Annotated in this window: 22 protein-coding genes; 4 read left to right on the forward strand and 18 right to left on the reverse strand. The window is 61.3% G+C overall.

The window, feature by feature from the left end:
• Positions 1-17: 17 nt before the first annotated feature.
• Complete coding sequence (locus tag AB4P90_RS13705; protein WP_014718364.1) at positions 18-857, reverse strand: Ku protein; 840 nt, start codon at positions 855-857, stop codon at positions 18-20.
• Between the two features lie 185 nt (positions 858-1042).
• On the opposite strand from AB4P90_RS13705, the gene AB4P90_RS13710 reads away from it, so the two are divergent.
• A complete protein-coding gene (locus tag AB4P90_RS13710; RefSeq protein ID WP_014718365.1) occupies positions 1043-1351 on the forward strand; it encodes a hypothetical protein in 309 nt (102 codons plus the stop codon).
• Between the two features lie 12 nt (positions 1352-1363).
• Positions 1364-2521: a PQQ-dependent sugar dehydrogenase gene (locus AB4P90_RS13715; RefSeq protein ID WP_014718366.1), complete on the forward strand. Its 1158-nt coding sequence runs from the start codon at positions 1364-1366 to the stop codon at positions 2519-2521.
• Positions 2522-2697: 176 nt separating this feature from the next.
• Here AB4P90_RS13715 and AB4P90_RS13720 read toward each other — a convergent pair whose 3' ends face one another.
• Positions 2698-3177, reverse strand: a complete 480-nt coding sequence (locus AB4P90_RS13720) for a nuclear transport factor 2 family protein (RefSeq protein ID WP_289329140.1) — start codon at positions 3175-3177, stop codon at positions 2698-2700.
• A 54-nt stretch (positions 3178-3231) separates the two neighbouring features.
• Entirely contained in the window at positions 3232-3795 is a 564-nt protein-coding gene (locus AB4P90_RS13725; protein ID WP_014718368.1) for a TetR/AcrR family transcriptional regulator, read from the reverse strand.
• Between the two features lie 124 nt (positions 3796-3919).
• Between AB4P90_RS13725 and pssA the strand changes: the two genes are divergently transcribed.
• Positions 3920-5263: a CDP-diacylglycerol--serine O-phosphatidyltransferase gene (gene pssA, locus AB4P90_RS13730; RefSeq protein WP_191948556.1), complete on the forward strand. Its 1344-nt coding sequence runs from the start codon at positions 3920-3922 to the stop codon at positions 5261-5263.
• A 71-nt stretch (positions 5264-5334) separates the two neighbouring features.
• Here pssA and efeO (AB4P90_RS13735) read toward each other — a convergent pair whose 3' ends face one another.
• The 4 genes from efeO (AB4P90_RS13735) to efeU are packed head-to-tail and all read right to left on the reverse strand — an operon-like array spanning position 5335 to position 9553.
• Positions 5335-6150 (reverse strand): iron uptake system protein EfeO, encoded by an 816-nt coding sequence (gene efeO, locus AB4P90_RS13735; RefSeq protein ID WP_014718370.1) that lies wholly within the window; start codon positions 6148-6150, stop codon positions 5335-5337.
• Between the two features lie 25 nt (positions 6151-6175).
• Positions 6176-7480 carry an iron uptake transporter deferrochelatase/peroxidase subunit gene (efeB, locus tag AB4P90_RS13740; protein WP_395606003.1) on the reverse strand — a complete coding sequence of 435 codons (1305 nt, stop codon included), beginning with the start codon at positions 7478-7480 and terminating at the stop codon, positions 6176-6178.
• Positions 7481-7494: 14 nt separating this feature from the next.
• On the reverse strand, positions 7495-8697 hold the full coding sequence (efeO, locus tag AB4P90_RS13745; protein ID WP_395606004.1) for an iron uptake system protein EfeO: 1203 nt from the start codon (positions 8695-8697) through the stop codon (positions 7495-7497).
• 10 nt (positions 8698-8707) lie between these two features.
• Positions 8708-9553: an iron uptake transporter permease EfeU gene (efeU, locus tag AB4P90_RS13750; RefSeq protein ID WP_078803022.1), complete on the reverse strand. Its 846-nt coding sequence runs from the start codon at positions 9551-9553 to the stop codon at positions 8708-8710.
• 168 nt (positions 9554-9721) lie between these two features.
• On the opposite strand from efeU, the gene AB4P90_RS13755 reads away from it, so the two are divergent.
• Positions 9722-10738, forward strand: coding sequence for an AraC family transcriptional regulator (locus AB4P90_RS13755; RefSeq protein ID WP_014718374.1), 1017 nt, complete (start codon positions 9722-9724; stop codon positions 10736-10738).
• 86 nt (positions 10739-10824) lie between these two features.
• Here AB4P90_RS13755 and AB4P90_RS13760 read toward each other — a convergent pair whose 3' ends face one another.
• The 11 genes from AB4P90_RS13760 to AB4P90_RS13810 form a co-directional block, all read right to left on the reverse strand.
• A complete protein-coding gene (locus AB4P90_RS13760; RefSeq protein ID WP_323558650.1) occupies positions 10825-12240 on the reverse strand; it encodes a TolC family protein in 1416 nt (471 codons plus the stop codon).
• Positions 12237-15416, reverse strand: a complete 3180-nt coding sequence (locus AB4P90_RS13765; RefSeq protein WP_395606005.1) for an efflux RND transporter permease subunit — start codon at positions 15414-15416, stop codon at positions 12237-12239. The genes AB4P90_RS13760 and AB4P90_RS13765 overlap by 4 nt, the downstream gene beginning before the upstream one ends.
• Positions 15417-15431: 15 nt before the next feature.
• Entirely contained in the window at positions 15432-16673 is a 1242-nt protein-coding gene (gene mexE, locus AB4P90_RS13770; RefSeq protein WP_395606006.1) for a multidrug efflux RND transporter periplasmic adaptor subunit MexE, read from the reverse strand.
• Between the two features lie 217 nt (positions 16674-16890).
• Positions 16891-17787, reverse strand: a complete 897-nt coding sequence (locus tag AB4P90_RS13775) for a LysR substrate-binding domain-containing protein (RefSeq protein WP_019820111.1) — start codon at positions 17785-17787, stop codon at positions 16891-16893.
• An 87-nt stretch (positions 17788-17874) separates the two neighbouring features.
• The gene (locus AB4P90_RS13780; RefSeq protein ID WP_014718378.1) at positions 17875-19218 is read right to left on the reverse strand and encodes a TolC family outer membrane protein; all 1344 of its coding nucleotides are present in this window, start codon (positions 19216-19218) and stop codon (positions 17875-17877) included.
• 22 nt (positions 19219-19240) lie between these two features.
• Complete coding sequence (locus AB4P90_RS13785; protein ID WP_395606007.1) at positions 19241-20758, reverse strand: DHA2 family efflux MFS transporter permease subunit; 1518 nt, start codon at positions 20756-20758, stop codon at positions 19241-19243.
• A complete protein-coding gene (locus AB4P90_RS13790) occupies positions 20755-21822 on the reverse strand; it encodes an HlyD family secretion protein (protein ID WP_395606008.1) in 1068 nt (355 codons plus the stop codon). Before AB4P90_RS13790 ends, AB4P90_RS13785 begins: the two co-directional genes overlap by 4 nt.
• A 29-nt stretch (positions 21823-21851) precedes the next feature.
• Entirely contained in the window at positions 21852-22667 is an 816-nt protein-coding gene (locus AB4P90_RS13795; protein ID WP_073453309.1) for a DUF3050 domain-containing protein, read from the reverse strand.
• A gap of 46 nt (positions 22668-22713) precedes the next feature.
• Positions 22714-23673: a fatty acid desaturase family protein gene (locus AB4P90_RS13800; protein ID WP_395606009.1), complete on the reverse strand. Its 960-nt coding sequence runs from the start codon at positions 23671-23673 to the stop codon at positions 22714-22716.
• Between the two features lie 10 nt (positions 23674-23683).
• Positions 23684-24511 (reverse strand): SDR family oxidoreductase, encoded by an 828-nt coding sequence (locus tag AB4P90_RS13805; protein WP_014718383.1) that lies wholly within the window; start codon positions 24509-24511, stop codon positions 23684-23686.
• Positions 24508-25650, reverse strand: a complete 1143-nt coding sequence (locus AB4P90_RS13810) for an acyl-CoA/acyl-ACP dehydrogenase (protein ID WP_014718384.1) — start codon at positions 25648-25650, stop codon at positions 24508-24510. Before AB4P90_RS13810 ends, AB4P90_RS13805 begins: the two co-directional genes overlap by 4 nt.
• Position 25651: the final 1 nt, after the last annotated feature.

A 25651-nucleotide genomic window follows, 5' to 3' on the forward strand; every position in this document is an offset into this window, starting at 1 on the left:
TCCCGTCAATGGCAGGCTCAAGAGGCCTTGTTATTGGACTTTTTCGCGGTGCTTTTTTTCGCCGCAGGTTTACCCGCCAGGCTGCGTTTGAGCAGTTCGGTCAGGTCGATGACATCCGCGGATTTTCGCTCTTCGCCGCCTTCGACCGTTTCCACATCTTCGATCTTGCCGGCCTTGGCCTTCTTCGCCACCAGCGCCCTGATCTTGTCCTGGAAGCTGTCACGGTATTCATCGGGCTGCCAATCGGCGCTCATGTCTTCCACCAGGCGCTTGGCCATGTCCAACTCACCTTTGGCCAGGGTCGGCTTTGTCACATCGCTGCCCAGTTCCAACTCATCCAGGCTGCGCACTTCAGCGGGCCAGCGCAGCATGACCAGCACCAGAGCCGATTCCAGCGGCATCAACGCGGCCAGGTGTTGCTTGGTGTGCAGTACCACATTGGCCAGGGCCACCTTGCCGGTTTTTTTCAGCGCTTCGCGCAGCAGTGCATAGACCTTGCCGCCGCGTTTATCCGGAGCGAGGAAGTAGGGCGTGTCGATGTTTTGCAGGGGGATCTGGTCGCTGGCGACGAAGGCGATGATTTCGATGGTCTGGGTGGACTTGGGGTGGGCCGAGCGAATTTCGTCTTCGCTGAGCACCACGTAGCGTCCTTTTTCAAAGGCCACGCCCTTGACGATATTTTCCTTGGTGACTTCCTTGCCGGTGGTTTTGTTGATGCGCTTATAGCCCACCGGGTCCATGCTGCGCTTGTCCAACCAGTCAAAGTCGACGCCTTGTGAAGAGGTCGCCGAAACCAGCGATACCGGGATGTGAACCAAGCCGAAACTGATGGCGCCTTTCCAGATTGCCCGTGGCATAGGTGTGATTCCTCAACGAAGAGCCTGTGTGCTGGTGACTCACAGGGCAGGGCAAAAGTTTCGGCGGATAGATGCTCGGACAGATCGTGTTACACCTGATGAGAAACTATTTAGTGTCACAACGCGAACCCGCGGCGTAGCGTGTTATCGAAAGCACGTAGTACTTGGCATAGAGAGGTTTGGCCATGAACCGTTGTGTACGTCATCTCGCAGCACTGGCGCTGGGCCTGGCCCTTGCGCCATTGGCCCAGGCGCAAAACCTGCCGGGGCGTAGCGACCACGGCCCTATTCACCGGGCCAACCCCAATAGCATGCAGGGCACCCAGCCCAATGCACCGGCTGTTCGCAGTATCCAGCCCGTCCCGGCCAACCCGCGGCCAACGCTGGAAAACGGTGGCATCGGCAACCGCTACCCCAAGCAGGAGGCGGCCCCCAGCCGCCCGGCCACCGCACCCAAAGCGCCCACCTATGATGCCAACGGCAATCGCCGCTGAGGATTTCGCCTTATGTTTGTACGTAAAACCCTGCTAGCCGCCCTGTGCGCCACCGCGTTGCTGCCGTTGAGCGCGGCGTATGCCGTCGATAGCCAACAGTTCCCCACTGAGCAAGGCAGCATCACCGCCACGCCGGTCGCCAAGGGCCTGGACCATCCATGGGCGCTGGCGTTTTTGCCGGACCAGCAAGGTTTCCTGGTGACCGAGTTACCTGGGCACCTGCGGTTTGTCAGCCCGGACGGCAAGCTGTCTGCGCCCTTGAAGGGCGTGCCGCAGGTATGGGCCAAAGGGCAGGGCGGGTTGCTGGATGTGGTGCTGTCGCCAGACTTCAAGCAGGACCGCCTGGTGTACCTGTCGTACGCCGAAGGCGGTGGCGAGGGTGGCAAGGCCGGCACAGCCGTAGGGCGTGGTCGCTTGGCCGCTGACTTGAGCGGCTTGGAGGACTTCAAGGTGATCCTGCGCCAGGAGCCCAAGCTGTCTACCGGCAACCACTTCGGCTCGCGCCTGGCCTTCGACCGTGATGGCTACCTGTTCGTGACTCTTGGAGAGAACAACGACCGCCCCACGGCCCAGGATTTGGACAAGTTGCAAGGCAAAGTGGTGCGCATCTACCCGGATGGGCGCGTGCCGGATGACAACCCTTTCGTCGGTCAACCCGGCGTGCGTCCCGAGATCTGGTCCTATGGGCAGCGTAACCCGCAAGGGCTGGCCTTGAATCCCTGGAGCGGCACGATCTGGGAAAATGAACACGGGCCCCGTGGCGGTGATGAAGTCAATATCATCGAGCGCGGCAAGAACTACGGCTGGCCGTTGGCAACCCATGGCATCAACTATTCCCTGCTGCCGATTCCCGAAGCCAAGGGCAAAACGGCAGAGGGCACAGTGGCGCCCCACCATGTGTGGGAGAAGTCGCCGGGTGTCAGTGGCATGGCGTTCTATGACGGCGACCGGTTCAAGGCATGGCAGCACAACCTGTTTGTCGGTGCGCTGGTGAGTCAGGAGCTGATTCGGTTGCAGTTCGAGGGTGACAAAGTGGTCCACGAGGAACGCTTGTTGGGCGAATTGAAAGCGCGGATCCGCGATGTGCGACAGGGGCCGGATGGCTTTCTGTATGTGCTGACCGATGAGGATGATGGTGTGTTGTATCGCGTTGGGCTGAATCAGGACTAAACGTGTGGGAGGGGGCTGGCAGCAGACGCAGATCCAATTGATGCCCCGCGATCCAAGTGTGGGAGCTGGCTTGCCTGCGAAGGCGGTGTGTCAGGCGCTGAATCTGTTACTGCACGACCGCTTTCGCAGGCAAGCCAGCTCCCACATTGGATCTCATTCGGTCTGCAGAGTCGGGGTTATAGCCCCAGCTCTGACAGGCCGGGATGCGCATCTGGGCGCCGCCCCAGCGGCCAATGGAACTTGCGCTCGCTCTCCTTGATTGGCATATCGTTGATGCAGGCAAAGCGGTTGGCCATCAAGCCGTTCTCGTCGAACTCCCAGTTTTCGTTGCCGTACGAGCGAAACCAGTTACCCGAATCATCGTGCCATTCATAGGCATAGCGCACGGCGATGCGGTTATCAGTAAAGGCCCACAATTCCTTGATCAGACGATAATCCAGCTCCTTGGCCCATTTGCGGGTCAGGAACTGCTTGGCTTCTTCGCGGTTATGGGCAAATTCGGCGCGGTTACGCCAGTTCGTGTCCAGGGTGTAGGCCAGGGATACACGTTGCGGGTCGCGGGAGTTCCAGCCATCTTCGGCCAGGCGGACTTTTTCGATGGCAGAGGTGCGGGTAAACGGCGGCCGGGGCGGGCGGACTTCTTCTTGGGCTGACATGGGCGACTCCTCAATGCAATAAAGGTTGGGTCGAAAGTTGCCTGGGCTGTGGGTTCAAAGTTGCAGTAAGGTCCGCGCCATGCATTGCGCATTATCGGCAGCTGTTGAATCACCCATGACCAGGGCAACGGTAATGGCTCCATCGATCAGGATCAGCAGTTGCGCGGCCTGCTGCTCCGGGTCGGGGGTGCCATGTGCTTGGCACAGTTCAAGTGCGTACTCGAACAGTTTGCGTTTATGGGCCTTGGCCAGCAGGCGCACCGGGTTTTGGGCATCGCCGGTTTCACCGCTGGTGTTGATAAAGGCGCAACCGCGAAAGTCTGCCGAGCCGAACCAGCGCTTGAGCGCGCTGAACAGCCCCAGCAGGCGTTCGCCGCTGTCGTCGCTGCGTTCCACTTCGCTGCGCAGCCATTGCATCCAGCGCTCGTCGCGGCGTTGCAAGGCGGCCACCACCAACTCATCTTTGTTGGCGAAGTAGCGATAGATACTTTTTCTCGACACGCCAGCGGTTTTTACCAGTAAGTCCATACCGGTGGCAGCGATGCCGTGGCGATAGATCAACTTCTCGGTGACGTCGAGAATAATGTCGCGGGTTTCATTCTGGGTTATATCGTTCATGTCGAGTACAGTAGAACGATCGTTCTTCATGGTCAACAGTCTTTTTCGATTGCCCGTTGCGAGACCTGAGCAGCCTCATGGTGTAAGCTTTGGACCTCTTCGGATTCGACCCATTGCGAGCCCTATGCCGTCGTTCTTCAAACGCTCCCTGTTGCCCAAGCTGCGCGGTTTTGCGCTGTCCAACGAGGCCCTTGAGGTGCTGCCCAGCGCCGATGCCTATCGTCGCTGCCTGCTGGAGAAAATCGCCCAGGCCACGCGGCGTATCTACATCGTTGCCTTGTACTTGCAGCAGGACGAGGCGGGGCAGGAAATCTACGACGCGCTACACGCCGCCAAGGCCGCACGGCCCGAACTGGACATCGTGGTGATGGTGGATTGGCTGCGCGCCCAGCGCGGGCTGATCGGCGCAGGCAAGCAACCGGGCAACAGCGCCTGGTACCAGGCCATGACCCAGCGCCACGCCACCGAAGTGCCGGTGTACGGCGTGCCGGTGCAAACCCGCGAGCTGTTCGGCGTGTTGCACCTCAAGGGTTTCGTGATCGATGACAGCGTGCTGTACAGCGGCGCCAGCCTGAACAATGTGTACCTGCACAAGTTCGACAAATACCGCTTCGACCGTTATCACCTGATCCATAGCCAACCCTTGGCCGATTCGATGCAGCACCTGGTGGAACACGGCCTGGTGGCGTCCAAGGCCGTGCATCGCCTGGACCTGCCAAACCCGCCCACCACTCGCAGCCTGCGCAACGACATCGGCGACCTGCGCAGCCGTCTCAAGCATGCGACCTACGACACCACAGCCGGGCAGTTGCCCAATGGCCATCTGTCGGTCAGCCCCTTGCTGGGCGTCGGCAAGAACAACCCGTTGAGCCGGGTGATCCTCGAACTCATCGCCAGCGCCCAGCAGCAACTGACCATCTGCACGCCGTATTTCAACCTGCCATTGCCGGTAACCCGCGAGATCAACCGTGCCCTGGCACGCGGTGTGAAGATCGACATCGTGGTGGGCGACAAGACCGCCAACGACTTCTATATTCCGCCCACTGAACCCTTCAAGGTGATTGCGGCGTTGCCGTACCTGTACGAGATCAGCCTGCGGCGCTTTGCCAAACGGCACCAGCCGATGATCAACAGCGGCCAGTTGAACCTGCACCTATGGCGCGACGGCGATAACACCTATCACCTCAAGGGCATGTGGGTGGATGAGCGCTACACCTTGCTCACCGGCAACAACCTCAACCCGCGGGCGTTTCGCCTCGACCTGGAAAACGGCTTGCTGATCGACGACCCTCAAGGCCAATGGCTAGGGCCGCGAGGCGCTGAGCTTGCGAATATTTTCCAGCACACCACGCGTATCCAGGGTTACCAGCAATTGCAGACGCTGGTGGATTACCCGCCCGCTGTCGGCAAGTTCCTGCGGCGTGTCAGCCGGGTGCGGATCGAGCGCTTGCTGTACCGCATTCTCTAACTGAGCAACGTGCCGGCAAAAAAACACCCAGGCCCCTCGACAGGGACTGGGTGTTTTTTTGTGCGCGGCAGTTAGTTCAAACCCAGCTTGCCGCGCAGGGTCGAGAGGTCTTCGGCCAGGGTGTTGACCGGGCCGACCAGGGCCTTGCGGTCGTTGTCCTTGACCTTGTCATAGGTCTCGAAGCCGCCATCCTTGGTTTTGTACTTGGCCAGGATCTTGTCGACGCTGGCAAAGTTCTTGTCGACTTTTGCCAGGAAGGCCTGGTCCTGCTGCCCGATCTGGCCACGGAACAGGTCAACGATTTTCTTCGCGCCGTCGATGTTGCCCTGGAAGTCGTACAGGTCGGTGTGGCTGTAGCGGTCTTCTTCACCGGAGATCTTGGTGGCCGCGACTTCTTCAAGCAACGCAGCGGCACCACCGACGACTTTTTCCGGCGGGAAGGTCAGGCCGTCGACGCGGGTCTTGAGGTCATTCACGTCCGCGTTGAGCTTGGCCGTCAGTGCTTGCAGGCCCTGGGTCGAGTTCTGCGAGAACAGCGCGTATTCGATCCGGTGAAAGCCCGTGAAGTCTTCGGCCGTCACGCCTTTTTCATGGTCGTCGACACGCGAATCGATGGACGCGTCGAGGTCGCTGAACAGCTCGGCGATCGGCTCAATGGACTCATAGTGCACGCGGGTTGGCGCATAGAGTTTCTTGGCCGTGGCCAGGTCGCCTTTATTGATAGCGTCGGTGAACGCCTGGGTCTGGGTGACCAGTTCGCCGATTTCTTCGGTGACGTAGATTTTGTAATCCGACACCGGGCCCACCAAGTCCAACGGCGCAGTAGCGGCGAAGCTTGCCAGTGGCGAAAGGCTGAGTAACAACAACGCGATAGACGACTTCTTCATGGGAGACATTCCGCTCTGGTGTGTTTTAGGTCTTGGCAGGATTTTGAGAGTGCGTTGCCGCGAGCAGCGTGCGCCCGATGAAATCCTTGGGGCCGGTGACCCCTGGCAAGGTGAAGAAATACCCGCCACCCACGGGCTTGAGGTACTCCTCCAGCGGCTCGCCGTTGAGCCGGGTTTGCACGCTGATAAAGCCTTTCTCCAGGTCAGCCTGGTAGCAGATGAACAACAAGCCCATGTCCAGTTGACCGTTTTTGTTGACGCCGTTGGAGTAGTTGTACGGCCGCCGCAGGATCAGGTTGGCCTGGGTCTGCGGGGTGCGTGGGTTGGCCAGGCGGATGTGGGCATCGAGCTTGGTCAACTTGCCTTCAGGGTCCTTGCTGTAGTCCGGGACCTGGGTTTCATGCTGGCCGTCCATGGGCGCGCCGGTGGGTTTGACGCGGCCGATGATGCTTTCCTGTTCTTGCAGCGGGGTGCGATCCCAGCGCTCGACAAAGTTACGGATGATGCGCACGGCCTGGTAACTGCCATGGGCGGCCCAGGCCGGTTCTTCGCTGGTGGGCTGTACCCAGACGATCTGGTCCATGGCCTTGTCATCGTTGGAATTGGGGTTGGCCGAGCCATCACGAAAGCCCAGGAAATTGCGCGCACTCTGCGCCGGCTCACCGGGTTTGGTCGGTGCCTGGGGCGGCACGCTGCCTTCTTGCTTCCAGCGCACCAGCAGCAGGTCGGGCAGGTTTTTGACGATGTCGCGCAGCGCGTGGATATTGGTGTCTGGCGTATTGGAGCTGAACTGCAGGCTCAGGTCGCCGTGGCACTGCGTCGGTTCCAGCGCATCGTTGGGAAAACCGACCATGCGGCTCAGGCGCTTGGGTTTGGCCGCCGCGAGGCCGAAGCGTTCGTCGAACAACGACTCGCCGACCGATACGGTAATGGTCAGGTTATCCGGCGTGACCACCGGGCCAAGGATGCCGGAATCGGTAGGCGGCAATTTCTGGTCGACCTGGGGCACGGTGCCGCCGGTCATCAGGAACGCGATGCGCTCGTTGAGGGTGCGGAACAGGCGTTCCAGGTCTTCGCGGTCGCTGGCCAGTACATCGAACGCCACGACCATGCCGCAGGCCGGGCGCGGGGTGACGATGCCGCTTTGGTGCTTGCCGAAAAACGCTTGGTGGTCCTGGGTCTTGTCGCTACGCGGGGCCGTGGTGACTTGCTCGGCCGCTGCCGCCATCGCCGGGCAGCTCAGGCTGCTGCCGGCAATCGCAGCGCCGGTGGCCGCCATGCCCAACAGGACGCGGCGACGTTGGAGGTCAAACTGTTCTGTATCACTCATGTGTGCGGTCGTCTTCACTGCAGGCCGGAAAGGCCAAGGGCGGGGTCGATTCCATCGAGTGCAACGGCCAGTGCCTTGGCCTTATCGGCGATCTGCTTGCGCTGATCGGCTGTAACCTTGTCGTAGGTTGGGTAGCGGTCATTCACCTTGAGCCCCTCGAGTTCGGTGTCGAAGGCGTTGAGCGCGCTGTCGATAGCGGGCAACAGGTCGGCGGCGGACTTGCCCAGTAACGGGCGCATCAGGTCGACCACTTTGCGGGCCACCTCAAGATTGGCGGCAAAGCCGTTCAAGTCGATGTGGCTGTAGCGTTCCTCTTCACCGCTCGCCGCGCGAACGTCTGCCAGGCTGTCGAGGTTGCGTACCACAATGCTCACCAGTTGCTCTGGTGGCAGGGACTGGGCCAGTAACTGTTGCTTGAGCGTGGCGACGTCGGTAACCAGGCGTTGGGCGACCGGCGCCAGGCCATCAAGGCTGTGTTGCTGGAACAGGCTGTATTCCAGGCGATGGAAGCCGCTGAAGGCGGGGTCTTGCTCGCGCTTTTCAAAGTAATCGGCGCGGGCGTTGATCGCGTTATCCAATTCGGCCAGGCGCTGGGACGCCGGCGCCAGGCGCTGATACGCCTCACGGGCCGGCACATACAGTGCCTGTGCCTGGGCCAGATCACCGGCGGCGATGGCCTGTTGCAGGGCCGTCACCGCCTTGACCAGCGCACCGCTCTGGCCGCTCAGGTACACGCGAAACTCCGACAACGGGCCAATAAAGGCCACCATCGACGGCTTGGCCTTGGCTTGGGCGTCAGACTCTGCCGTGGGCGTGACATGCAAGGTGCCGCGCGGGTTGCTCAACAGGCCACAGGTAATGGCGTAGTCACCGGGCAACAGGTTGGCATTGATCACCTGGCTCAGGCCCGGGGCAATATTCTCCCGTTCTTCGACCACCAGCACGCCGTCGAGGATTTCCCACTCCACCGCACGGTCGGAGCGGTTGATGATACGAAAGCTTGCGCGCCCGGCCGGCACGGTGAGAGCGTTGGGCTCGCAGGCGTGACTGTGAATCGTGACCGCGATTTCATTGTGGTTGGTCTGGCGCTTGGTCGCGGCCAATTGCGAGGCGTAGTAGAACAGGCCACCGGCGGCGATCATCACCACCACCGAGCCGGCCACGCCCCAGCGCAAGGCGCGGGATGGCGGGGCCGATTGAGGGGTTGGGTTGGACAAGAGACGGTCCTTACTGGCTGGAAACGGAAGAGGTATTGGCAACGGGCTGGGTAGGGGGCGAGGGCAGGAAGAACATCACCAGGGCCACCACCAGGTAAATCAGATAGGCGCCCAGGGTGCTGACGGTCGGCGCCTCCTGGTAACCGAACATGCCGGCCAGTACCGAGCCGAGCGGGCTGTCCATGGGTAATGCAGCGCTGAAATCGAACAGCACGGTCTGCCAGTGGTTCCACACGCCGGCCTCGTGCAGGGCCTGCACCGAGTTGGCGAGAATGCCGGCCGCAACCACCAGGATGAACAGGCCAGTCCAGCGGAAAAATGCACCGAGGTTCAGGCGCATGCTGCCGGAATAAATCAGCAAGCCGACGACAATGGCCAGGACCAGGCCGAGCAGGGCGCCTATCGGAGCGCCTGGGCCTTCACTCTGCTGAAACACCGCCAACAGGAAGAACACCGTCTCCAGTCCTTCGCGGGCCACGGCAAAAAACACCATGGCGATCAGGGCAAACACCTGGTGCCTGGAGCCGGCCAACGCATGGTCGAGAGATTCATGCAGCGAGTGTTTAATCGAGCGCGCCACTTTGCGCATCCAGAACACCATGGAACTGAGAATACCCACGGCGACCAGGCCGACGACACCTTCAAACAATTCCTGCTGCTTTTGCGGGAACTCCGCACTGACCAATTCCAGGCCGCCGCCCACCAGCAGCGCCAGCGCGGCCGCCAGGAACACGCCGATCCACACTGCAGGCATCCACTGGCCACGCCCGGTCTGTTGCAGGTAACTGGCGATAATGCCAACGATCAATGCCGCTTCAATGCCTTCGCGCAGCATGATTAAAAAAGGAACGAGCATCGGGCACCCGGGCGCAACTAGTTAGGGAGCTAAGTTGTAACATAATGATACTCATTGCTAAACAAGAAATATTGACCTTTGCTGAACGTGGGCTGAACAGTGGTGGCGAAGCGCAACCGCCTTTATGATGCGGGGCAATCAGACCGCAGCCGGATAGCTCAACGCCCCATGTCGGAAAAAGACACCATCTCCATCCACCTCGTGCGCGAAGCGCTGTTGCAGAGTTGCGCGCCGGGAGCGGCCACCGTTGAGGCATTGAGCAAAGTCGGCATTGATCCGGCGTTGCTTGAGCAGCCCGACGCTCGCGTGGCGGCCACGGCCTATGCACGCCTGTGGCGCTTGCTGGCGCGGCGCAGGGACGATGAGTTCTTTGGCATGGACCCGCGCAAGCTCAAGTCCGGCAGCTTGGCGTTCCTGTGTCGCGCCGCCGTGGCGCAACCCAGCCTGGCAGCGGGCCTGGAAACCGGCCTGGGGTTTCTGTCGTTGATGCTGGAGCACATGCCAGCCCAGCTGGTGCGTCAACAGAGCCTGGCGGAAATCGTCCTGCTCGAACCTGAGCATGAACCCAAGCGTGCGTTTACCTACTTCACCTATTGGATGATCGTCCACGGCGTCGCCTGCTGGCTGGCAGGGCGGCGCATTCCGATCCTCGCCATCGAGTTGCGTTGCGCGCAGCCGGACTTCTGTGACGATTATCAGGTGATGTTTTCTGACAACCTGCGCTTTGATCGGCCACGCACCCGCATGATTTTTTCTGCCGACTGCCTGGACCTGCCGATCAAGCGCAGCCCGCAGGAGCTCCAACGTTTCCTGGCTCATGCACCGGCTAACATCCTGGTGAAATACCGCGACCCGGAAAGCCTCGCCACGCGCATCAAGCACGACTTGCGGCAGATGCCCCCCGACACCTGGCCGGAAACCGAGGGGCTTGCCGCCAGGTTGTGTATTTCTGCGTCCACATTACGTCGTCGCTTGGCGGAAGAGGGGCAGACCTATCAGGGCCTCAAGGACAGCGTGCGCAAGGAACTGGCGATTGTGTGGTTGGCCGAGCCGCAGATCAGTTTTGCCGAGATCGCCACGCGGCTGGGGTTTGCCGATGCGAGTTCGTTCTACAAGGCCTTTCGTAAGTGGGTGGGATCGAATCCGGGGCATTACCGTAGCCTGATTCTGGGTGAGGCCAGCTAAATCCCACACGAAAAAAAGCCCCGCGACCGAATGGACCGCAGGGCTAAAAATTGGCTGGATGCGACCAACCAAAGGAGCTCTTTACCTCACCGGTTGCTGGCGACCACCGTATCCGGCTGCCAGCCACCACCCAAGGCCTTGTAGATCGCCACGATGCCGCGATACAGATCCACTTCGGCCTGGGCCTGGGCGTCTTCGGCGGCCAGGCGTTCGCGCTGGGCGTCGAGCAGTACCAGGAAGTCCACGGTGCCTTCGCGATAGCGGATCGCCGCGAGGTCGGCGGCGGCGCGGCTGGATTCGCTTTGGCGGATCAGCGAGACCAGGCGTTGCTGGCGCTTGCCGTAATCGCTGAAGGCGTTCTCGGACTCTTCCAATGCCAGCAACACTTGCTGTTCATAGGTCGCCAACGCGCCCTCGGCTTCGGCATTCGCGCCACGCAGACGCGCACGCACGCTGCCCAGGTCAAACGCGGCCCACGTGATGCTCGGGCCCAGGGACCAAGCATTCGCCGCGGCGGAGCCGATCTGCGAACCGCGCCCGGCGGTGAACCCGAGGAAACCGCTGAGGCTCACCCGTGGGAACAGGTCGGCCTTGGCCACGCCGATACGTGCGGTGGCGGCGGCCAGTTTGCGTTCGGCGCTGAGGATGTCCGGGCGTCGTTGCAGCAGTTGCCCCGGGTCGCCAATCGGCAACGCCTTGGCAATCGCTGGCAGGTCTTTCGGGCTCAGGTCCACGCTCAGTTTGTCGGGGCGCTGGCCGAGGAGGGTGGCGATGCGGTTGCGCTCGCGCACTTGTTCGGCCTGCAGTTGCGGCACGCTGGCTTCAACTGCTGCCAGGCGCGCGTCGGCACGTTCCACGTCGAGCTGATCACCGACGCCGGCATCACGCAGGCTGACGGTGATGGTGCGCGATTCCTGCTGGTTCTTCAGGTTGTCCAGGGCAATGCGTTCACGCAGTTGCGCTCCACGCAGTTGACCGTAGGCATCCACCAGTTCGGCAATCATGGTGACTTGCAGTTGGTACAGGTCGGCTTCGGCCACCTGTTGGTCGGCGTCGCTGGCTTCCAGGTTGCGGCGGATGCGCCCGAACAAATCCACTTCCCAGGCCATGTCCAGGCCCAGGTCGTAGCGCTCGCTGTTGACACGCTTGGTGGTCTGCCCGGGAATCTGGCCCTTGCCCACATCGCTGCTGGCGCGGGAGGTGACCACCGGCATGATGTCGTTGGCCGCGTCATCACGGATAGCCCGTGCCGCCCGCAGGCGGGCAAAGGCTACGCGCAAATCACGGTTGCCGCTCAGCGACTGGGTTACCAGCTGGTTGAGCGTGGGGTCTTCGAACTGCTGCCACCAGATGCCTTCGTACTTGGCATGGTCGTAGCTTTTGCTGTCGGCGGCGGCCGTGATATTGGCCGCCTCCAGTGGCTGGGTCTTGTAGTCCGGGCCTACGGCACAGGCGGCGAGCGCCAGCACCAACAGGCTCGGCAGGAATACTTTCACACTCATTGCTGTGTCTCCAGCTTCAAGGCCTTGGCCGCTTTGCGCGCTTCACTGCGCTCGACATAGCGACGGATCAGTACGTAGAACACTGGTGTCAGCAACAGACCGAAGAAGGTCACACCGATCATCCCGGAGAACACCGCCACGCCCATGGCATGGCGCATCTCGGCGCCGGCACCGCTGGAGAGCACCAACGGCACCACACCCATGATGAACGCGAACGAGGTCATCAGGATCGGCCGCAGACGCAGGCGGCAGGCTTCCAGTACTGCGGCGAGCGGGTCGAGGCCTTCCTGCTGTTTATCCTTGGCGAACTCGACGATCAGAATCGCGTTCTTGCACGCCAGGCCCACCAGTACGATCAGGCCGATCTGGGTGAAGATGTTGTTGTCGCCGCCCGAGATGATCACCCCGGTAATGGCCGACAGCAGTGTCATCGGTACGATCAGGATCACCGCCAGCGGCAGGCTCCAGCTTTCGTATTGGGCGGCGAGCACCAGGAACGCCAGCAGTACGCAGAGCGGGAATACGAACAGCGCGGTATTGCCCGAGAGGATTTGCTGATAGGTCAGGTCGGTCCACTCGTAGGTCATGCCGTTGGGCAGTTCATCTTTGAGCAGCTTTTCAATCGCGGCCTGGGCCTGGCCAGAGCTGTAGCCCGGCGCGGCGTTGCCGTTGATTTCGGCGGTGATGAAGCCGTTGTAGTGCATCACACGGTCCGGGCCCGAGGTGTCGCTGACCTTGATAAAGGTCGCCAGCGGGATCATCTCGCCTCTGTTATTGCGCACTTTCAATTGGCCGATCTGGTCGGAGTCCTGGCGGAACTGCTGCTCGGCCTGCACGTTGACCTGATAGGTACGCCCGAAACGGTTGAAGTCGTTGGCATACAACGAACCCAGGTAGACCTGCAGGGTGTCGAAGATGTCGCTGATCGCCACGCCGTGAGTCTTGGCCTTTTCGCGGTCGATGGCCGCGTCCACTTGCGGCACGTTCACCGTGTAGCTGGTGAACAGGCCGAACAGTTCAGGCACGCCGTGGCTCTTGGCGATCACGTTCTGCACTTCTTTATACAGCTCGTCATAGCCGAGGTTGCCACGGTCTTCGATCTGCAGGCGGAAGCCCCCGATGGTGCCCAGGCCTTGTACCGGCGGCGGCGGGAAGATCGCCATGTAGGCCTCTTCGATATTGGCGTATTGGCCGTTCAGTGCACCAGCAATCGCACCGGCGGACATGCTCGGGTCTTTACGCTCATCGAACGGCTTCAAGGTCACGAACACGATGCCGCTGTTCGGGCTGTTGGTGAACCCGTTGATCGACAGGCCCGGGAAGGCAATCGCAGCTTCCACGCCGGGTTGTTTCAGGGCGATCTCCGACATGCGCTTCATCACGTTTTCGGTGCGGTCCAGGCTTGCGGCGTCGGGCAGTTGGGCGAAGGCCACCAGGTATTGCTTGTCCTGGGCCGGTACGAAACCGGTCGGCGTGTGGGCAAACCCGAAGAACGTCAGCACCATCAAACCTGCGTAGACGAACAAGGCGATACCGCTGCCGCGAATCACTCGGCGCACGGTGCTTACATAGCCATGGCTGGCCTTTTCGAAAAAGCGGTTGAAGGGACGGAACAGCCAGCCCCCGAAGACCTTGTCGAGGAACTTGGAGAAACGGTCCTTTGGCGCGTCGTGGCTGCGCAGCAGCACAGCGGCCAGGGCAGGGGACAGGGTCAGGGAGTTGAACGCCGAGATCACGGTTGAGATCGCGATGGTCAAGGCGAACTGCTTGTAGAACTGCCCGGTCAAGCCACTGATAAAGGCGGCCGGAATGAACACCGCACACAGCACCAGCGCCGTGGCGATGATGGGGCCGGTCACTTCACTCATGGCTTTTTCGGTCGCCGGGAACGGCTCAAGCCCCAACTCGATATTACGCTCGACGTTTTCCACCACCACGATGGCGTCGTCCACCACAATACCGATCGCCAGCACCAGGCCAAACAATGACAGGGCATTGAGTGAGAACCCGAACAGGTGCATCACCGCAAAGGTACCGATCAAGGATACCGGCACCGCCACCAACGGGATGATCGAGGCGCGCCAGGTCTGCAGGAACAGGATCACCACCAGCACCACAAGGATCAGTGCTTCAAACAGGGTATGCACCACCGCTTCGATGGAGCCGCGTACAAAGATGGTCGGGTCATAGGCGATGCGATAATCCATGCCCGCCGGAAAGCTCTTTTTCAGCTCGGCCATCTTGCTGCGCACATCGTTGGAGATGTCGATGGCATTGGAGCCGGGACGCTGGAAAATCGGAATCGCAACGGCCGGCTGGTTATCGATCAGCGAGCGCAGCGCGTATTGGCTGGAGCCCAGTTCGACCCTGGCGATGTCCTTGAGGCGCGTGATTTCACCGTTGGCGCCGGCGCGAATCACGATGTTCTCGAACTCTTCTTCGGTGACCAGGCGGCCCTGGGTATTGACCGACAACTGGAAGCTGGTGTCACTCGGCGCAGGCTGGGCGCCCAGGGCACCGGCTGCCACCTGGCGGTTCTGCTCGCGGATCGCCGTGACCACATCGGTGGCGGTCAGGTTGCGCGAAGCGGTTTTGTTCGGGTCCAGCCAGACGCGCAGGGAGTAGTCGCCCATGCCGAACAACTGCACGTCACCGACGCCGCCCAGGCGGGCCAGTTCATCCTTGATATTGAGGATCGCGTAGTTGGACAGGTACAGCATGTCATAACGCTGATCCGGGGAGGTCAAGTGCACCACCATGGTCAGGTCGGGAGAGGCCTTGTCCACGGTAATACCGATGCGTGTCACTTCCTCCGGCAGCTTGGGCTGGGTACGCGTCACACGGTTTTGCACCTGCACCTGCGCGTTGTCCAGGTCGGTGCCCAGGGCGAAGGTGATGGTCAGGGTCAGCTTGCCGTCGGCGGTGGATTGCGAGGACATGTACAGCATGTTCTCAACGCCAGTGATGGCTTGCTCCAACGGCGCGGCCACGGTTTCACCGATGACTTTGGGGTTGGCGCCCGGGAAGTTGGCGCGCACCACCACGGTCGGCGGTACCACTTCCGGGTATTCGCTGATCGGCAGTTGGAACAGCGAGATTGCACCGGCAATCAGGATCAACAGCGACAGCACCGCTGCGAAGATCGGCCGTGAAATGAAGAACTTGGAAAAATTCATCTTGAGTCGTATCCCTTAACCGCGTGGAGTCGCGACGCTTGCGAGCTTGGGCGCGGGTTTTTCCGGCGCCACTTGCTCCAGGTTGCTGGCTTCAAGCGCTTGTCGTTGTTGGGCCAAGGCGGCGAGGGTTTCCTTGCTGGCCATCGGGATGGTTTCTGGCGCCACTGGCGAGCCTGGGCGAACACGCTGCAGGCCCTTGACGATCACGGTGTCATCCTTGGTCAAGCCGCTGCGCACGATGCGCAAGCCTTCGATTTTCGGCCCCAGTTCCACCGCGCGATAAGCCGGCTTGTCGCCGTCCATCACCAGCACGAATTTTTTGCCCAGGTCAGTACCGACGGCTTCGTCGTTGATCAACACCGCCGAATAGGTACCGCTGCCGACCAGTTTCAAACGCGCATACAGGCCAGGGGTGTATTCGCCCTTGCTGTTGTCGAACACCGCGCGGCCACGGATGGTGCCGGTGGCCGGGTTGACCTGGTTGTCGACGAAGTTCATCTGGCCCAGGTGCGGGTTGCCGGTTTCGTTGGACAGGCCCAGATACACCGGGGTGGTGGCGCCACGCCGGCCTTCACGGGCCAGTTCGGTGTACTTGAGGAATACACGCTCATCGGCGTCGAAGTAGGCGTAAACCTTGTCGGTGGAGACCACGCTGGTCAGCGCGGTGGTATCGGCGGTCACCAGGTTGCCGGCGGTGATTTCGGCACGGCTGACGCGGCCACTGATAGGCGAAGTGACACGGGTAAAGCTCAAGTTCAGTCGTGCCAGGTCCAACTGCGCCTGGATCCCGGCCATGGCGGCGCGGGCTTCCTGGGCGGCGGTGGTGCGCGAGTCGGCCAGTTCAGCGGAGATCGCGTTGCTCTGACGCAGGCGTTCGCCACGTTGCGCTTCGTTTTCGCTGCGGGTGGCGGCGGCTTTGGTCTGAGCCAGTTGAGCCTCCAGGCGGCGCACTTCGGCCTGGAACGGGCGCGGGTCGATCTGGAACAGCAGGTCGCCTTTCTTGACCAAAGCGCCTTCAGTAAAAGCGACTTGGTCAATCTGGCCGGACACCCGCGGACGAATCTGCACGGTTTCCGGCGCTTCAAGGCGCCCGGTGAACTCGTCCCACTCGTTGACCGGTTGTTCCAGCACCTTGGCCACGCTGACCTTGGCAGGAGGCATGGCGGCCGCTTGTTCCGGGGTCTTGCCGCACGCGCTCATCACCACCACGGCCAAGATCGCCAAGGGGAAGCGCAAAAGTTTGAGTGACTGTTCCATGAGGTGCATCCGCCAATGTATTTGAGATGGGCGGATCATGCGCGGGGAGGTGCTAGGTCACGAATCGAATGAAGCAAAGGTAACTATCATTCGGAATGATATAAGCGCGGAGGCAGCCCTCTAGCATGGGGGTTTTGTTAGGGAGCTATCAATGTGATTGATGACAAAAGACTGTTGCCCAGGGTGCAAGGAACTTTCGCAGCAACGCGTGGGCGCATCACGGCGCCTCGAACGCATCGCCCAGAAAGTCGATCAAGGACCGCACCGACGGCATCAGCCCGCGCCTGGAGGGGAACACGGCGGTGATCACGCCTTCAGCGGGTTGCCATTCAGGCAATACGGCAATCAGGCGGCCATCGGCCAACTCGTCTTTCACGACGACTTGGGGCAGGTTGGCGATGCCCACGCCCGCCAGTGCTGCATTTTTCAGGGTCGACATGTCATCACTGACCAGGCGCGGCGTGTGCGCGACCTGGGCCGTCGCGCCGTCCGGCCCGGTCAGGTCCCACAGGTATTGAAGCAACGGGTTGCCCCAATGGATAGTCGCCAGCCCGGCAAGGTCAGCCGGTAGCGAGGGCAGGGGAGCGTCCTGCAAAAAAGTCGCGCTCGCCACCAGTACCTGAGGACTTTTAGCCAGTACCTTCATGACCAGCTCACTGCTTTCCAGCGGTGGGAAACACAGGTTCAAGGCCATGTCATAGCCTTCGCTGATGATGTCGACCTTGCGGTTGAAGCTCTTCACGTTCAGTTCGACGCTGGCGCATTGCGCCATGAATTGGGCGAGCATCGGCGCCACCCAGTAGTTGAGCAATGCGGTGGTGCAGCTCAGGCGGATCACGCCCCGCGGCTCTGATTTGTTGAAGGCAATCACATCTTCTGCTGACTCGGCTTCGGCAATCATCGCCACGCAATGGCGGTAATAGGCATGGCCGATATCGGTCACCTGGAATTGGCGCGTCGAACGCTGTATCAGCCGTGCCCCCAGCCTGGCTTCAAGCTGGCTGACCCTGCGGCTCAAGGTCGATTTGGGCAGGTTCAACGCTCGACCCGCCGCCGCAAACCCGCCGTGTTCGACCACCTTGGCGTAGAGGAAGAGTTCGTTGAGGTCGAACATGGGCAGTGTTCCATTTTTGAGATGCCCAAGCTTAATCCAAATCAGCCCTCACGTTGAGCGAATGTCAGCGCACTACTGATCAGTGCGTCAGTTCAGCGTATGACTGATATCCCGCAGGCGCGCGTCGCTCAGGTTGCCGGTGGATGCCAACAGGTGCAACTGGGCCATCAGGATCGCATAACGTTGTTGGGCCAGGCGTTGCTGGGTATCGGTGACTTTTTGTTGGGCATCCAGCACGTCGGTGTTGATGCGGGAACCGGCTTCGAAGCCGTGGGTCACGGCGGCAAGGTTGATCTGGCTAGAGTTCAAGGCCTGCTTGAGTGCCTGGTATTGGCTCATGCCGTTGGTGACTTGCAGGTAAGCCTGGCGCGCCTTCAGCCCGGCGTTGCGACGTGCATCTTCGACTTCGTCCGCCGCCTTGCTTTGCAGTGCATGGGCTTCGCGCACGCGACTGCTGGTGCGGCCACCGCTGTAGAGAGGAACGCTCAGTTTGACCCCGACCACGGTCTGGTTATAGCGGTTTTCCGGCAACGTCACATCGTAGACATCACCGCCGACAGAGGCGAAGCGGCCATGGGCGGCGATCAGATCCAGGGTCGGCAAATGGCCGGCCCGTTCCTTGTCGATGTCCATTTCGGCCAGGCGCTGGGCAATCTGCGCCGCCTGTACGGCAAGGTTGCCTTGTTGCGCGGTCGTGGCCCAATCATCGATGGCAGCGGGCACCGGGGCACTGAACTGCGGCTCTTTGCCTGACCACGGGCCTGCCTGTGCGGCAGTTAATTGGGTGAGCGTTTCGTTGGCAATGTCCAGTGCGCCACGGGCCGCCACCTGTTCGGCGAATGCCTGGTCGTACTTGGCCTGCACCTGGGCGAGCGCATTAGCGGTGGTGGCGCCGTCGGCCAGCAGTCGCTGGCTGCGCGTCTGGCTCTCGCGCAAGGTTTGTAGCTGTTGTGTGCGGGTGTTCAACAGTTCCTGATTGAGCAGTACGTCGAAATAAGCGCGGGCGACGCGCAGCATCAGCGCTTGGCGCGCCTGTTCGGTGTGCAGTTCACTGGCGCTGATCAACAGTTTGCTTTGGTCGTGTGCGATCACATTCTGCCAACGCAGCAGCGGCTGTGTGAGGACCACGGCGTAGGCGTTGGTGTTATTGCGATTGCGATGATAGTCGGAGGAATCCTCGGCATCGACCCAGGCCGCGCCGCCGGTGACAGACAGGTCCGGCAGCAGGTTGGCACGGCTTTGCGGTTCCTTTTCTGCCGTGGCCAATTGCTGGGCCTGGGCGGCGGCGAACTGCATGTCGTGGGTCAACGCCTTCTGGTACAGCTGGTACAAGTCATCTGCCAACACCTGAGTGGGCGCGCAGGCGAGTGCCAGCCAATACAGCGGCATGAGCAGCGGGGTGGTGTTCAGATGCAGGCCTGGAATACGCAAGGGGTGTGCTCCACTGAAAGATTTATCGACTGATGTGGCTTCTGCGCATCATCAGCACCATGGGAATCCCGATGGCCATCACCGCTCCCAAGGTGCCGAACAGCATGCTGAACGCCAGCATTTGCCCTTGTTCGCGCGCTTGCAGGTAAGGCATCAGGGCCAGGGCTTGTTGATGGCTCGCCAGGCCCAGGGAAAGAAACAACAGGTCGGTTTCCACACCTCCCCAACCACTGGCCACCAGGCTCGATTCGGTGACATGCTCGGAGAGCAGGCGATAGCGTTCCCACGAGAACCGTGTGAGCAAGGTGGCTGCGATGGCGATGCCCACGCTGCCCCCCAACTGGCGCATCAGGTTGAGTACGCCTGAGGCGCCGGAGATCAATGTCAGCGGCAGGCGACGCATCGCCAGGTTGGTCAGCGGCACGAAGATCATGCCCAGCCCCAGGCCGCGGATCACCAAGGGCCAGTACAGCGAGTCGGGGTTACTGTCGAGAGTGAACTGGGTGTGCAGGAACATCGCATAGCAGTACATGACAATGCCCAGGGTGACGAACACACGCTCGTCGATCTTGTTTTCCTGGGACAGCTTGCCGATCACCAAGGTGCTGATGGCGCTGGCCACCGCCCCTGGGAAAATCACCAACCCGCTCTGGTAAGCGCTCTGCGCCAGCAGGGTCTGCAAGAACAGCGGCACCATGAACAACGTGCTGTACAGCCCGAAGCCCACGCAGAAGGCGCAGATGCACCCCATCAGGAACTCGCGGTTCTGGAACAGCGCGACGTTGACGATCGGGTTGGCCACACGCCGCTCCCACCAGAAGAAACCCACCAGGCTGAAGCTGCTGAGCAACAGGCAGGCCACGGTCCAGTTGGACGCCATCCAGTCCCAGTGCTCGCCGCGCTCCAGCAGGATCTGCAGGCTGCCCACGCCCAGCGCCAGCAAACAAAAGCCGCTGTAGTCGACACTGGAAGGCTTTTGTTCGTTGGGCGAGTCGTTGATGCACAGCCAGCACAACAACAAGGCCACGGCACCGATCGGCAAGTTGATCAGGAAGATCCAATGCCACGACAACGTGTCGATCAGGTAGCCGCCGACGGTCGGACCCAAGGTGGGCCCCATCATCACGCCCACGCCGTAAAGCGCCATGCCGCTGCTGACCTTTTCCTTGGGGAACACGTCGTAGATGATTGCCTGGGAAATCCCCAGCAACCCGCCGCCCGCCAGGCCTTGCAGCACCCGGAACGCGACCAGTTGCCAAAGTTCGGCAGACATCGCGCAACCCAACGATGCCAGCACGAACAGCGCGGTAGAGACCAGGTAATAAGTCCGCCGGCCGAACCACGCCGACAGCCAGCCACTGACCGGCAGAATCACCACGTTGGCCACCACATAACCGGTGGAGACCCAGGAGATTTCATCCACCGACGCCCCGTAGGTGCCCATCAGGCTGGGAATCGCTACGTTGACGATGGTGACATCGAGCAGCTCCATCATCGACACCAGCGTGACGGTCAGCGCAATCAGATAAGGCGACTTCATAGCGTGTGGCCGGCGTCGTCAGGTGCGGCCACTTCGACAAACGCGCTCATGCCCGGGCTCAACAGCGGCTTGTAGTCATCCGGCACATCGTGGAGCGCGATGCGCACCTGCACGCGCTGCACCACCTTGGTGAAGTTGCCCGTGGCATTCTCCTGGGGCAACAATGAGAACTTGGCTCCGGTGGCCGGTGCCAGGCTTTCGACGACGCCGTCGAAGGCGTGCCCGGGGAAGGCGTCCACGGTGACACGGGCAGTCTGGCCCACGCGCACGCGGCCCACCTGGGTCTCCTTGAAGTTGGCGGTAATCCACAGTGCGTCGGTGGCGATCAGGCTCATGAGCTTTTGGCCAGCGACCACAAACTGGCCGGGTTCCACCTCTTTTTTCGAGACAATGCTGCGCATCGGCGCGGTCTGGCGGGTGTCGTTGAGCTGGATCCTGGATTGTTCCAGCTCAGCTTGCGCGGCCGCGATCCGATAGTCCTGCACCTTGAGTTCGGCTTTGTTGGCCAAGGTACTTTGAGCGGCGGCCTGGGCGTTGCTGCGCGCCACTCCCTGGGCGTGGCTGAGGGCGTCGAAACGCGCCTTGGCCACTTCCAGGTCCTGGGTGCTCAGCACGCCTTGGGCGCCGAGGCGACGGGCACGCTGGTAGTCGTTGCGCGCTTGCTCAAGGTTGGCGCTTGCTTGAGCCAGGGCCGCCTGCGCGGCCTCGCGCATGGCCACCGCGCCGAGCACCTGACTGTCCAGCGCGCCGGGCACGCCTGCGCGCCCGGCGGCGGCGAGCAATGCTTGCCACTGTGCTTCGCGCTGCTGCAACTGATAGCGGTACTCGCTGTCGCGGATCTGAAACAGCAGGTCGCCGCTTTGTACCCTGACGTTGTCCACCACCGGCACACTGATCAACACGCCCGAAAGCTTGGCTCGTACCGGGATGATCACCCCGTCGAGCTCGGCGTTGTCGGTACTCACGTAGGTGCTGGAATACTGCCAGCGCTGCCAGCCCAGTATCAGCAACCCGCCGACCACGACGCCGCACAGCGTCAGTTTTATCAACTTGCCTTTGGTCATGTGGTACTCCCTGTCGATGCGCGTTGAGGTCAAGCAGGCTCAGAAACGGTGTGGACCTCCCGCGCAGGACGGCTCACCGTCGGCTGAGCCTTGTCCAGCAGGAACTGATGCACGCCATTCCACAGGTCAATCCGTGAGTTGATTGCGGTTTTCGCACTCTCGACCATGTGCAGGTGTTGCGCGGGGCTGGTGACGATTTCGGCGATGATGCGTTTGGCCGCCGGGCCGTGATCGTCACCATCCATCTCGATGTGGCGCTTCAAGTAATACGTGAGCATCGGTACATCGCGTTCACTGACCGACCATTGCGACAGCAGGCGACCAAACATGTCGGGGATAATGTCTTCACGCCCGAAGAAGAAGTACGCCAGGACCGCTTCGGTGCTGCCGTGTTGTGCAACATCGAGGGTCTGGCACATGAACACTTTGGCGGCCGTCGGAATCTGCGCGTCGTTGAGCGCCTTAGCCAGAGGCACCTTGGCCTGGATGGCGGCCAGGAAGCAGCGGAATACGCTGCTGTCGGCGCCGATTTCATCCATGGCGGCGAGGTACAGGTCCAGGTGGCTGATAAAACCGCCCTCGGGGTGCTCGTCGGTCTCTTCACCCACCACGATTTCGTTGATCAGGCGCGCGGCGGTGATGTGTACCGGCGGTACCCAGGGCAACTCCACGCACGTGAGGTCGCGCTGGATACGCTTGAGCAAGGTCATGAAGTCCCAGACGGCGAACACGTGAAACTCCATCAGGGTGCGTACATCTTCTACGCTGCGGATACTGCCGAACAGTGGGTGACTGAACAGCTGTTCGCGCTCGGTTTCAATGTGGCTGTCGATATCAAAAGGCATGCGTGCTCCTGCGGCCTGAAGGGTCAGGCCCAAAATCCATCGGAAATTAAGGGTGTGTGTCGTTTACCGTGTTTGTACGATAAGGATGGCGACCGGTGGCGTACCGGAAGGAGTGCACAAAGTGCTTTTCCAGCAGGTATTGCCGGCTTTCGTACCATCCCGCTTCCAGCAGTTGACGGTGTACCTTGGGCAGTCGCCAGCAAGGCACCGCGGGGTAAAAATGATGTTCCAGGTGAAAGTTCGAGCCCGCGTGCAGCCAGGTGTTGAGACGCGAAGTGCGTGAACGCGCTGGCGGCAACAGATGGCCTGTGTCGAAAGCATGTTCCTGATAAGCGTTGACCGCCGACAGCAGGAACGCCACCGCCAGGCTCAAGGAAAACCCCAACAACAGGCCGTCGACTAGCCAGATAGCCAGCCCATACAGGCTGAGCCATACAACCTGGCAGGCGATATTGCAGCGGGCCAGCCATTGCACTTGCGCCGAACTCAACGGCAGCGCCGAAGGATTGACCAATGGCCCGAACGCCAGGCGCCAGGTGGTCTGCAGATAACGCAGGGTGGCAATCAAGCGCGACAGGGTGATGCGGCTCGCCAGTGTGTGATAACGCGAAAAGAGCTGGTAGTCCGGGTCTTTCGCGCTGTTGCTGTACCGGTGGTGTTGCCAATGGTCGACGAAGTAACCGGTCACACAGAACCCCGGCAGCAGCGAACTGGTAGCAATGCCCAGGTAGCAACTGCGCATGGGGTTCGCGCTCAGGTTGAAGTGGAAGCCTTCATGCCCAAGGATCGCTTGCAGAAATAACCCATATCCCGCCAATACCACCAATGGCAAACACACCAGCGTCCACAGGGTGGAGGCTGTGTTGGCCACCCACACAAACAGCGCGAGTGGCAGCAGGTACAGGCTCAAGGTGTAGGCGATGATCAGCAAGGATTCCCTCGATCGGGCCTTGAACAAGGCACGGTCGAGACGGACCTGGGGCTTGGGGTGTAAATGGCTGGCCATTGGCGAGGGCTTACTCGATCAGTTCAGGGTTGAGCACCAGATGACCGCCACGCGTGAGCGTACGCAGGCGCATGGCGATAAAGGCATCGACCACGCTCGGCACGCTGCGCGCGGTGTACATGGCCAGCGTGCCCATGAACGTCAGCCCCCGGTTGCGCAGGCCATTTTTCTGGCAGGCGCGCACCAGGCCGTTCGCGGCGGCATCCAGTTTTTCTTCCAGGGACAGCAGGGTCTTGTCACCCCACTTGAAGGTCACCAGGCGTTTGACCGACAGGCCCACACGCTGCGCGGGCAAGTGGATCGCCGTGTCGATGAACCCCGGGTACACCGTGACCACGTCAAGCTCCCCGCGATACTGCATGCGCAGCACATCCGAATAAGCGCTCAGCGCCCGTTTGCTCGCAGCATAGGCGGCCACGTAGGGCGCATTCACCAGCGCGAACAATGAGGACACGTTGACCACTTTGCCGCGCTTTCGCAGTAGCCCCGGCAGGAACCCCGAAGTCAGTTGCCAAGGCGCGAACAGGTTGACGTCCACTGCGCGGGTCACCTCATCGGTGACCCCGGTTTCGCCGCGTTCCAGTGTCAGGGTGCCGGCGTTATTGACCAGAATGTCGATGTCGCCGAAATCGGTGCTGATAGCGCTGATTACGTTGGCCACGGCGTGGCGGTCACACAGGTCGACTTGATAAAACGCGTCCAGCAGGCCGCTGTCTTGCGGTGCGAGGATATCGAGGCCAATCACGGTGGCGCCCAGTCGCTTGAGCTTGCTGGCCGCGGCGAAACCCAGGCCGCGCGCGGTACCGGTGATAACAATGGTTTTTCCGAGCAGGTTCATGAGTGCGCTCCGGTCATGCTGAAGGTTGATGCGGACAGGTAGGTGTCAAGGTTGGTCGCCATCGAGATCCTGGCCGGTGGATGAAATTGCAAGCCGCGGCAGGCCATCAGTCCGTTGGAACTCAGGTTGCTGGTGATGAACGCCATCCCGCCCAACATGGCGTGGGCCTGGTCGGAGAGCTGGGCAAGCCGTTGCTCAATGCCGTAACGCACCAGCAGCAGACGGGCCAACACGTTAGGCAAGTCCTGTGGGTTACGCTCGATATCCAGGGCCGCGCCTTCCAGGGCACTGATCGCCAATTGCAGGTCGGCTGCCAGGTCCACGCGGTGATGCGCGGTCCAGCGAGCGGCGTCTGTGACCGACTCGATCAGGCTGGCGCAGGCACCCACATAAGATGCGCAGATCAACAGTTCGAACCAGATGAAACCCACGGTTTGCACGTCGCCCAGTTGGTGCGTGTAACCGGCGGAAAACACCATGCGTTCGGGCACCAGCACTTCGTTGAGGCGTACTTCGATGCTTTCTGCGCCGGCCAGGGCGCTGTTCTGCCAGAAAGGATTACGGCTGATGCCCGCTGCAGTGGCCGGAATCAATGCGACCATCAGCTCTTCGCCACCAGGGGTTTGGCGGATATAGCTGGCGGTGAGCAAGTCCATCGACTGCCCAAGGCAGCAGGGCTTCTTGCTGCCGCTGAGTAACACCCCGTCTGGGGTGTGCACTGCCTGCATGGCCGAGTCGAGAATCCCCGCTCCGGAGGTGCCCTCGGCAAACCCCGAAGACAGCAGCAAGCGGTTTTGCGCGACGGCGGCCAGCAACAGGCCTTCGGCGCCGCCGCCGTTTTGCGTGAGTGCCAATAGGCTCGCCACGGAAAACTGGTGCATGGTGCTGGCCACCGCCAGCGAGGGCGAGCGGGCGCCCAGGGCGATCTGCACATGCACTGCGTCAAGGATGTTCGCGCCCAGCCCGCCGGCTTCACGGTTGACCAGCAGACCTACCGGGCCATGTTGCTTGAACAGGGCGATGACCTCGCTCTGTGGCGCTTCGCGCTGGGCACTCGGAATGGCCGCCAAACGCTCGTCAAAACCCGGGGCGTAGCGTTCAAGCAAATCGCGTGAGCGATTGAGTAACGACAGTGACATG

The organism is Pseudomonas sp. B16120 (genome assembly GCF_044218845.1).
Lineage (GTDB): Bacteria > Pseudomonadota > Gammaproteobacteria > Pseudomonadales > Pseudomonadaceae > Aquipseudomonas > Aquipseudomonas paracarnis.

What these genes read in the sequence shown, in the direction of transcription:
- AB4P90_RS13775 (WP_019820111.1), bottom strand. Translation starts at nt 17,787, where the DNA reads ATGTTCGACCTCAACGAACTCTTCCTCTACGCCAAGGTGGTCGAACAC.
- AB4P90_RS13790 (WP_395606008.1), bottom strand. Translation starts at nt 21,822, where the DNA reads ATGACCAAAGGCAAGTTGATAAAACTGACGCTGTGCGGCGTCGTGGTC.
- AB4P90_RS13705 (WP_014718364.1), bottom strand. Translation starts at nt 857, where the DNA reads ATGCCACGGGCAATCTGGAAAGGCGCCATCAGTTTCGGCTTGGTTCAC.
- AB4P90_RS13725 (WP_014718368.1), bottom strand. Translation starts at nt 3,795, where the DNA reads ATGAACGATATAACCCAGAATGAAACCCGCGACATTATTCTCGACGTC.
- AB4P90_RS13810 (WP_014718384.1), bottom strand. Translation starts at nt 25,650, where the DNA reads ATGTCACTGTCGTTACTCAATCGCTCACGCGATTTGCTTGAACGCTAC.
- AB4P90_RS13800 (WP_395606009.1), bottom strand. Translation starts at nt 23,673, where the DNA reads ATGGCCAGCCATTTACACCCCAAGCCCCAGGTCCGTCTCGACCGTGCC.
- AB4P90_RS13765 (WP_395606005.1), bottom strand. Translation starts at nt 15,416, where the DNA reads ATGAATTTTTCCAAGTTCTTCATTTCACGGCCGATCTTCGCAGCGGTG.
- mexE (WP_395606006.1), bottom strand. Translation starts at nt 16,673, where the DNA reads ATGGAACAGTCACTCAAACTTTTGCGCTTCCCCTTGGCGATCTTGGCC.
- efeB (WP_395606003.1), bottom strand. Translation starts at nt 7,480, where the DNA reads ATGAGTGATACAGAACAGTTTGACCTCCAACGTCGCCGCGTCCTGTTG.
- AB4P90_RS13755 (WP_014718374.1), top strand. Translation starts at nt 9,722, where the DNA reads ATGTCGGAAAAAGACACCATCTCCATCCACCTCGTGCGCGAAGCGCTG.
- AB4P90_RS13785 (WP_395606007.1), bottom strand. Translation starts at nt 20,758, where the DNA reads ATGAAGTCGCCTTATCTGATTGCGCTGACCGTCACGCTGGTGTCGATG.
- AB4P90_RS13795 (WP_073453309.1), bottom strand. Translation starts at nt 22,667, where the DNA reads ATGCCTTTTGATATCGACAGCCACATTGAAACCGAGCGCGAACAGCTG.
- efeU (WP_078803022.1), bottom strand. Translation starts at nt 9,553, where the DNA reads ATGCTCGTTCCTTTTTTAATCATGCTGCGCGAAGGCATTGAAGCGGCA.
- AB4P90_RS13710 (WP_014718365.1), top strand. Translation starts at nt 1,043, where the DNA reads ATGAACCGTTGTGTACGTCATCTCGCAGCACTGGCGCTGGGCCTGGCC.
- AB4P90_RS13715 (WP_014718366.1), top strand. Translation starts at nt 1,364, where the DNA reads ATGTTTGTACGTAAAACCCTGCTAGCCGCCCTGTGCGCCACCGCGTTG.
- AB4P90_RS13760 (WP_323558650.1), bottom strand. Translation starts at nt 12,240, where the DNA reads ATGAGTGTGAAAGTATTCCTGCCGAGCCTGTTGGTGCTGGCGCTCGCC.
- AB4P90_RS13720 (WP_289329140.1), bottom strand. Translation starts at nt 3,177, where the DNA reads ATGTCAGCCCAAGAAGAAGTCCGCCCGCCCCGGCCGCCGTTTACCCGC.
- AB4P90_RS13805 (WP_014718383.1), bottom strand. Translation starts at nt 24,511, where the DNA reads ATGAACCTGCTCGGAAAAACCATTGTTATCACCGGTACCGCGCGCGGC.
- pssA (WP_191948556.1), top strand. Translation starts at nt 3,920, where the DNA reads ATGCCGTCGTTCTTCAAACGCTCCCTGTTGCCCAAGCTGCGCGGTTTT.
- efeO (WP_014718370.1), bottom strand. Translation starts at nt 6,150, where the DNA reads ATGAAGAAGTCGTCTATCGCGTTGTTGTTACTCAGCCTTTCGCCACTG.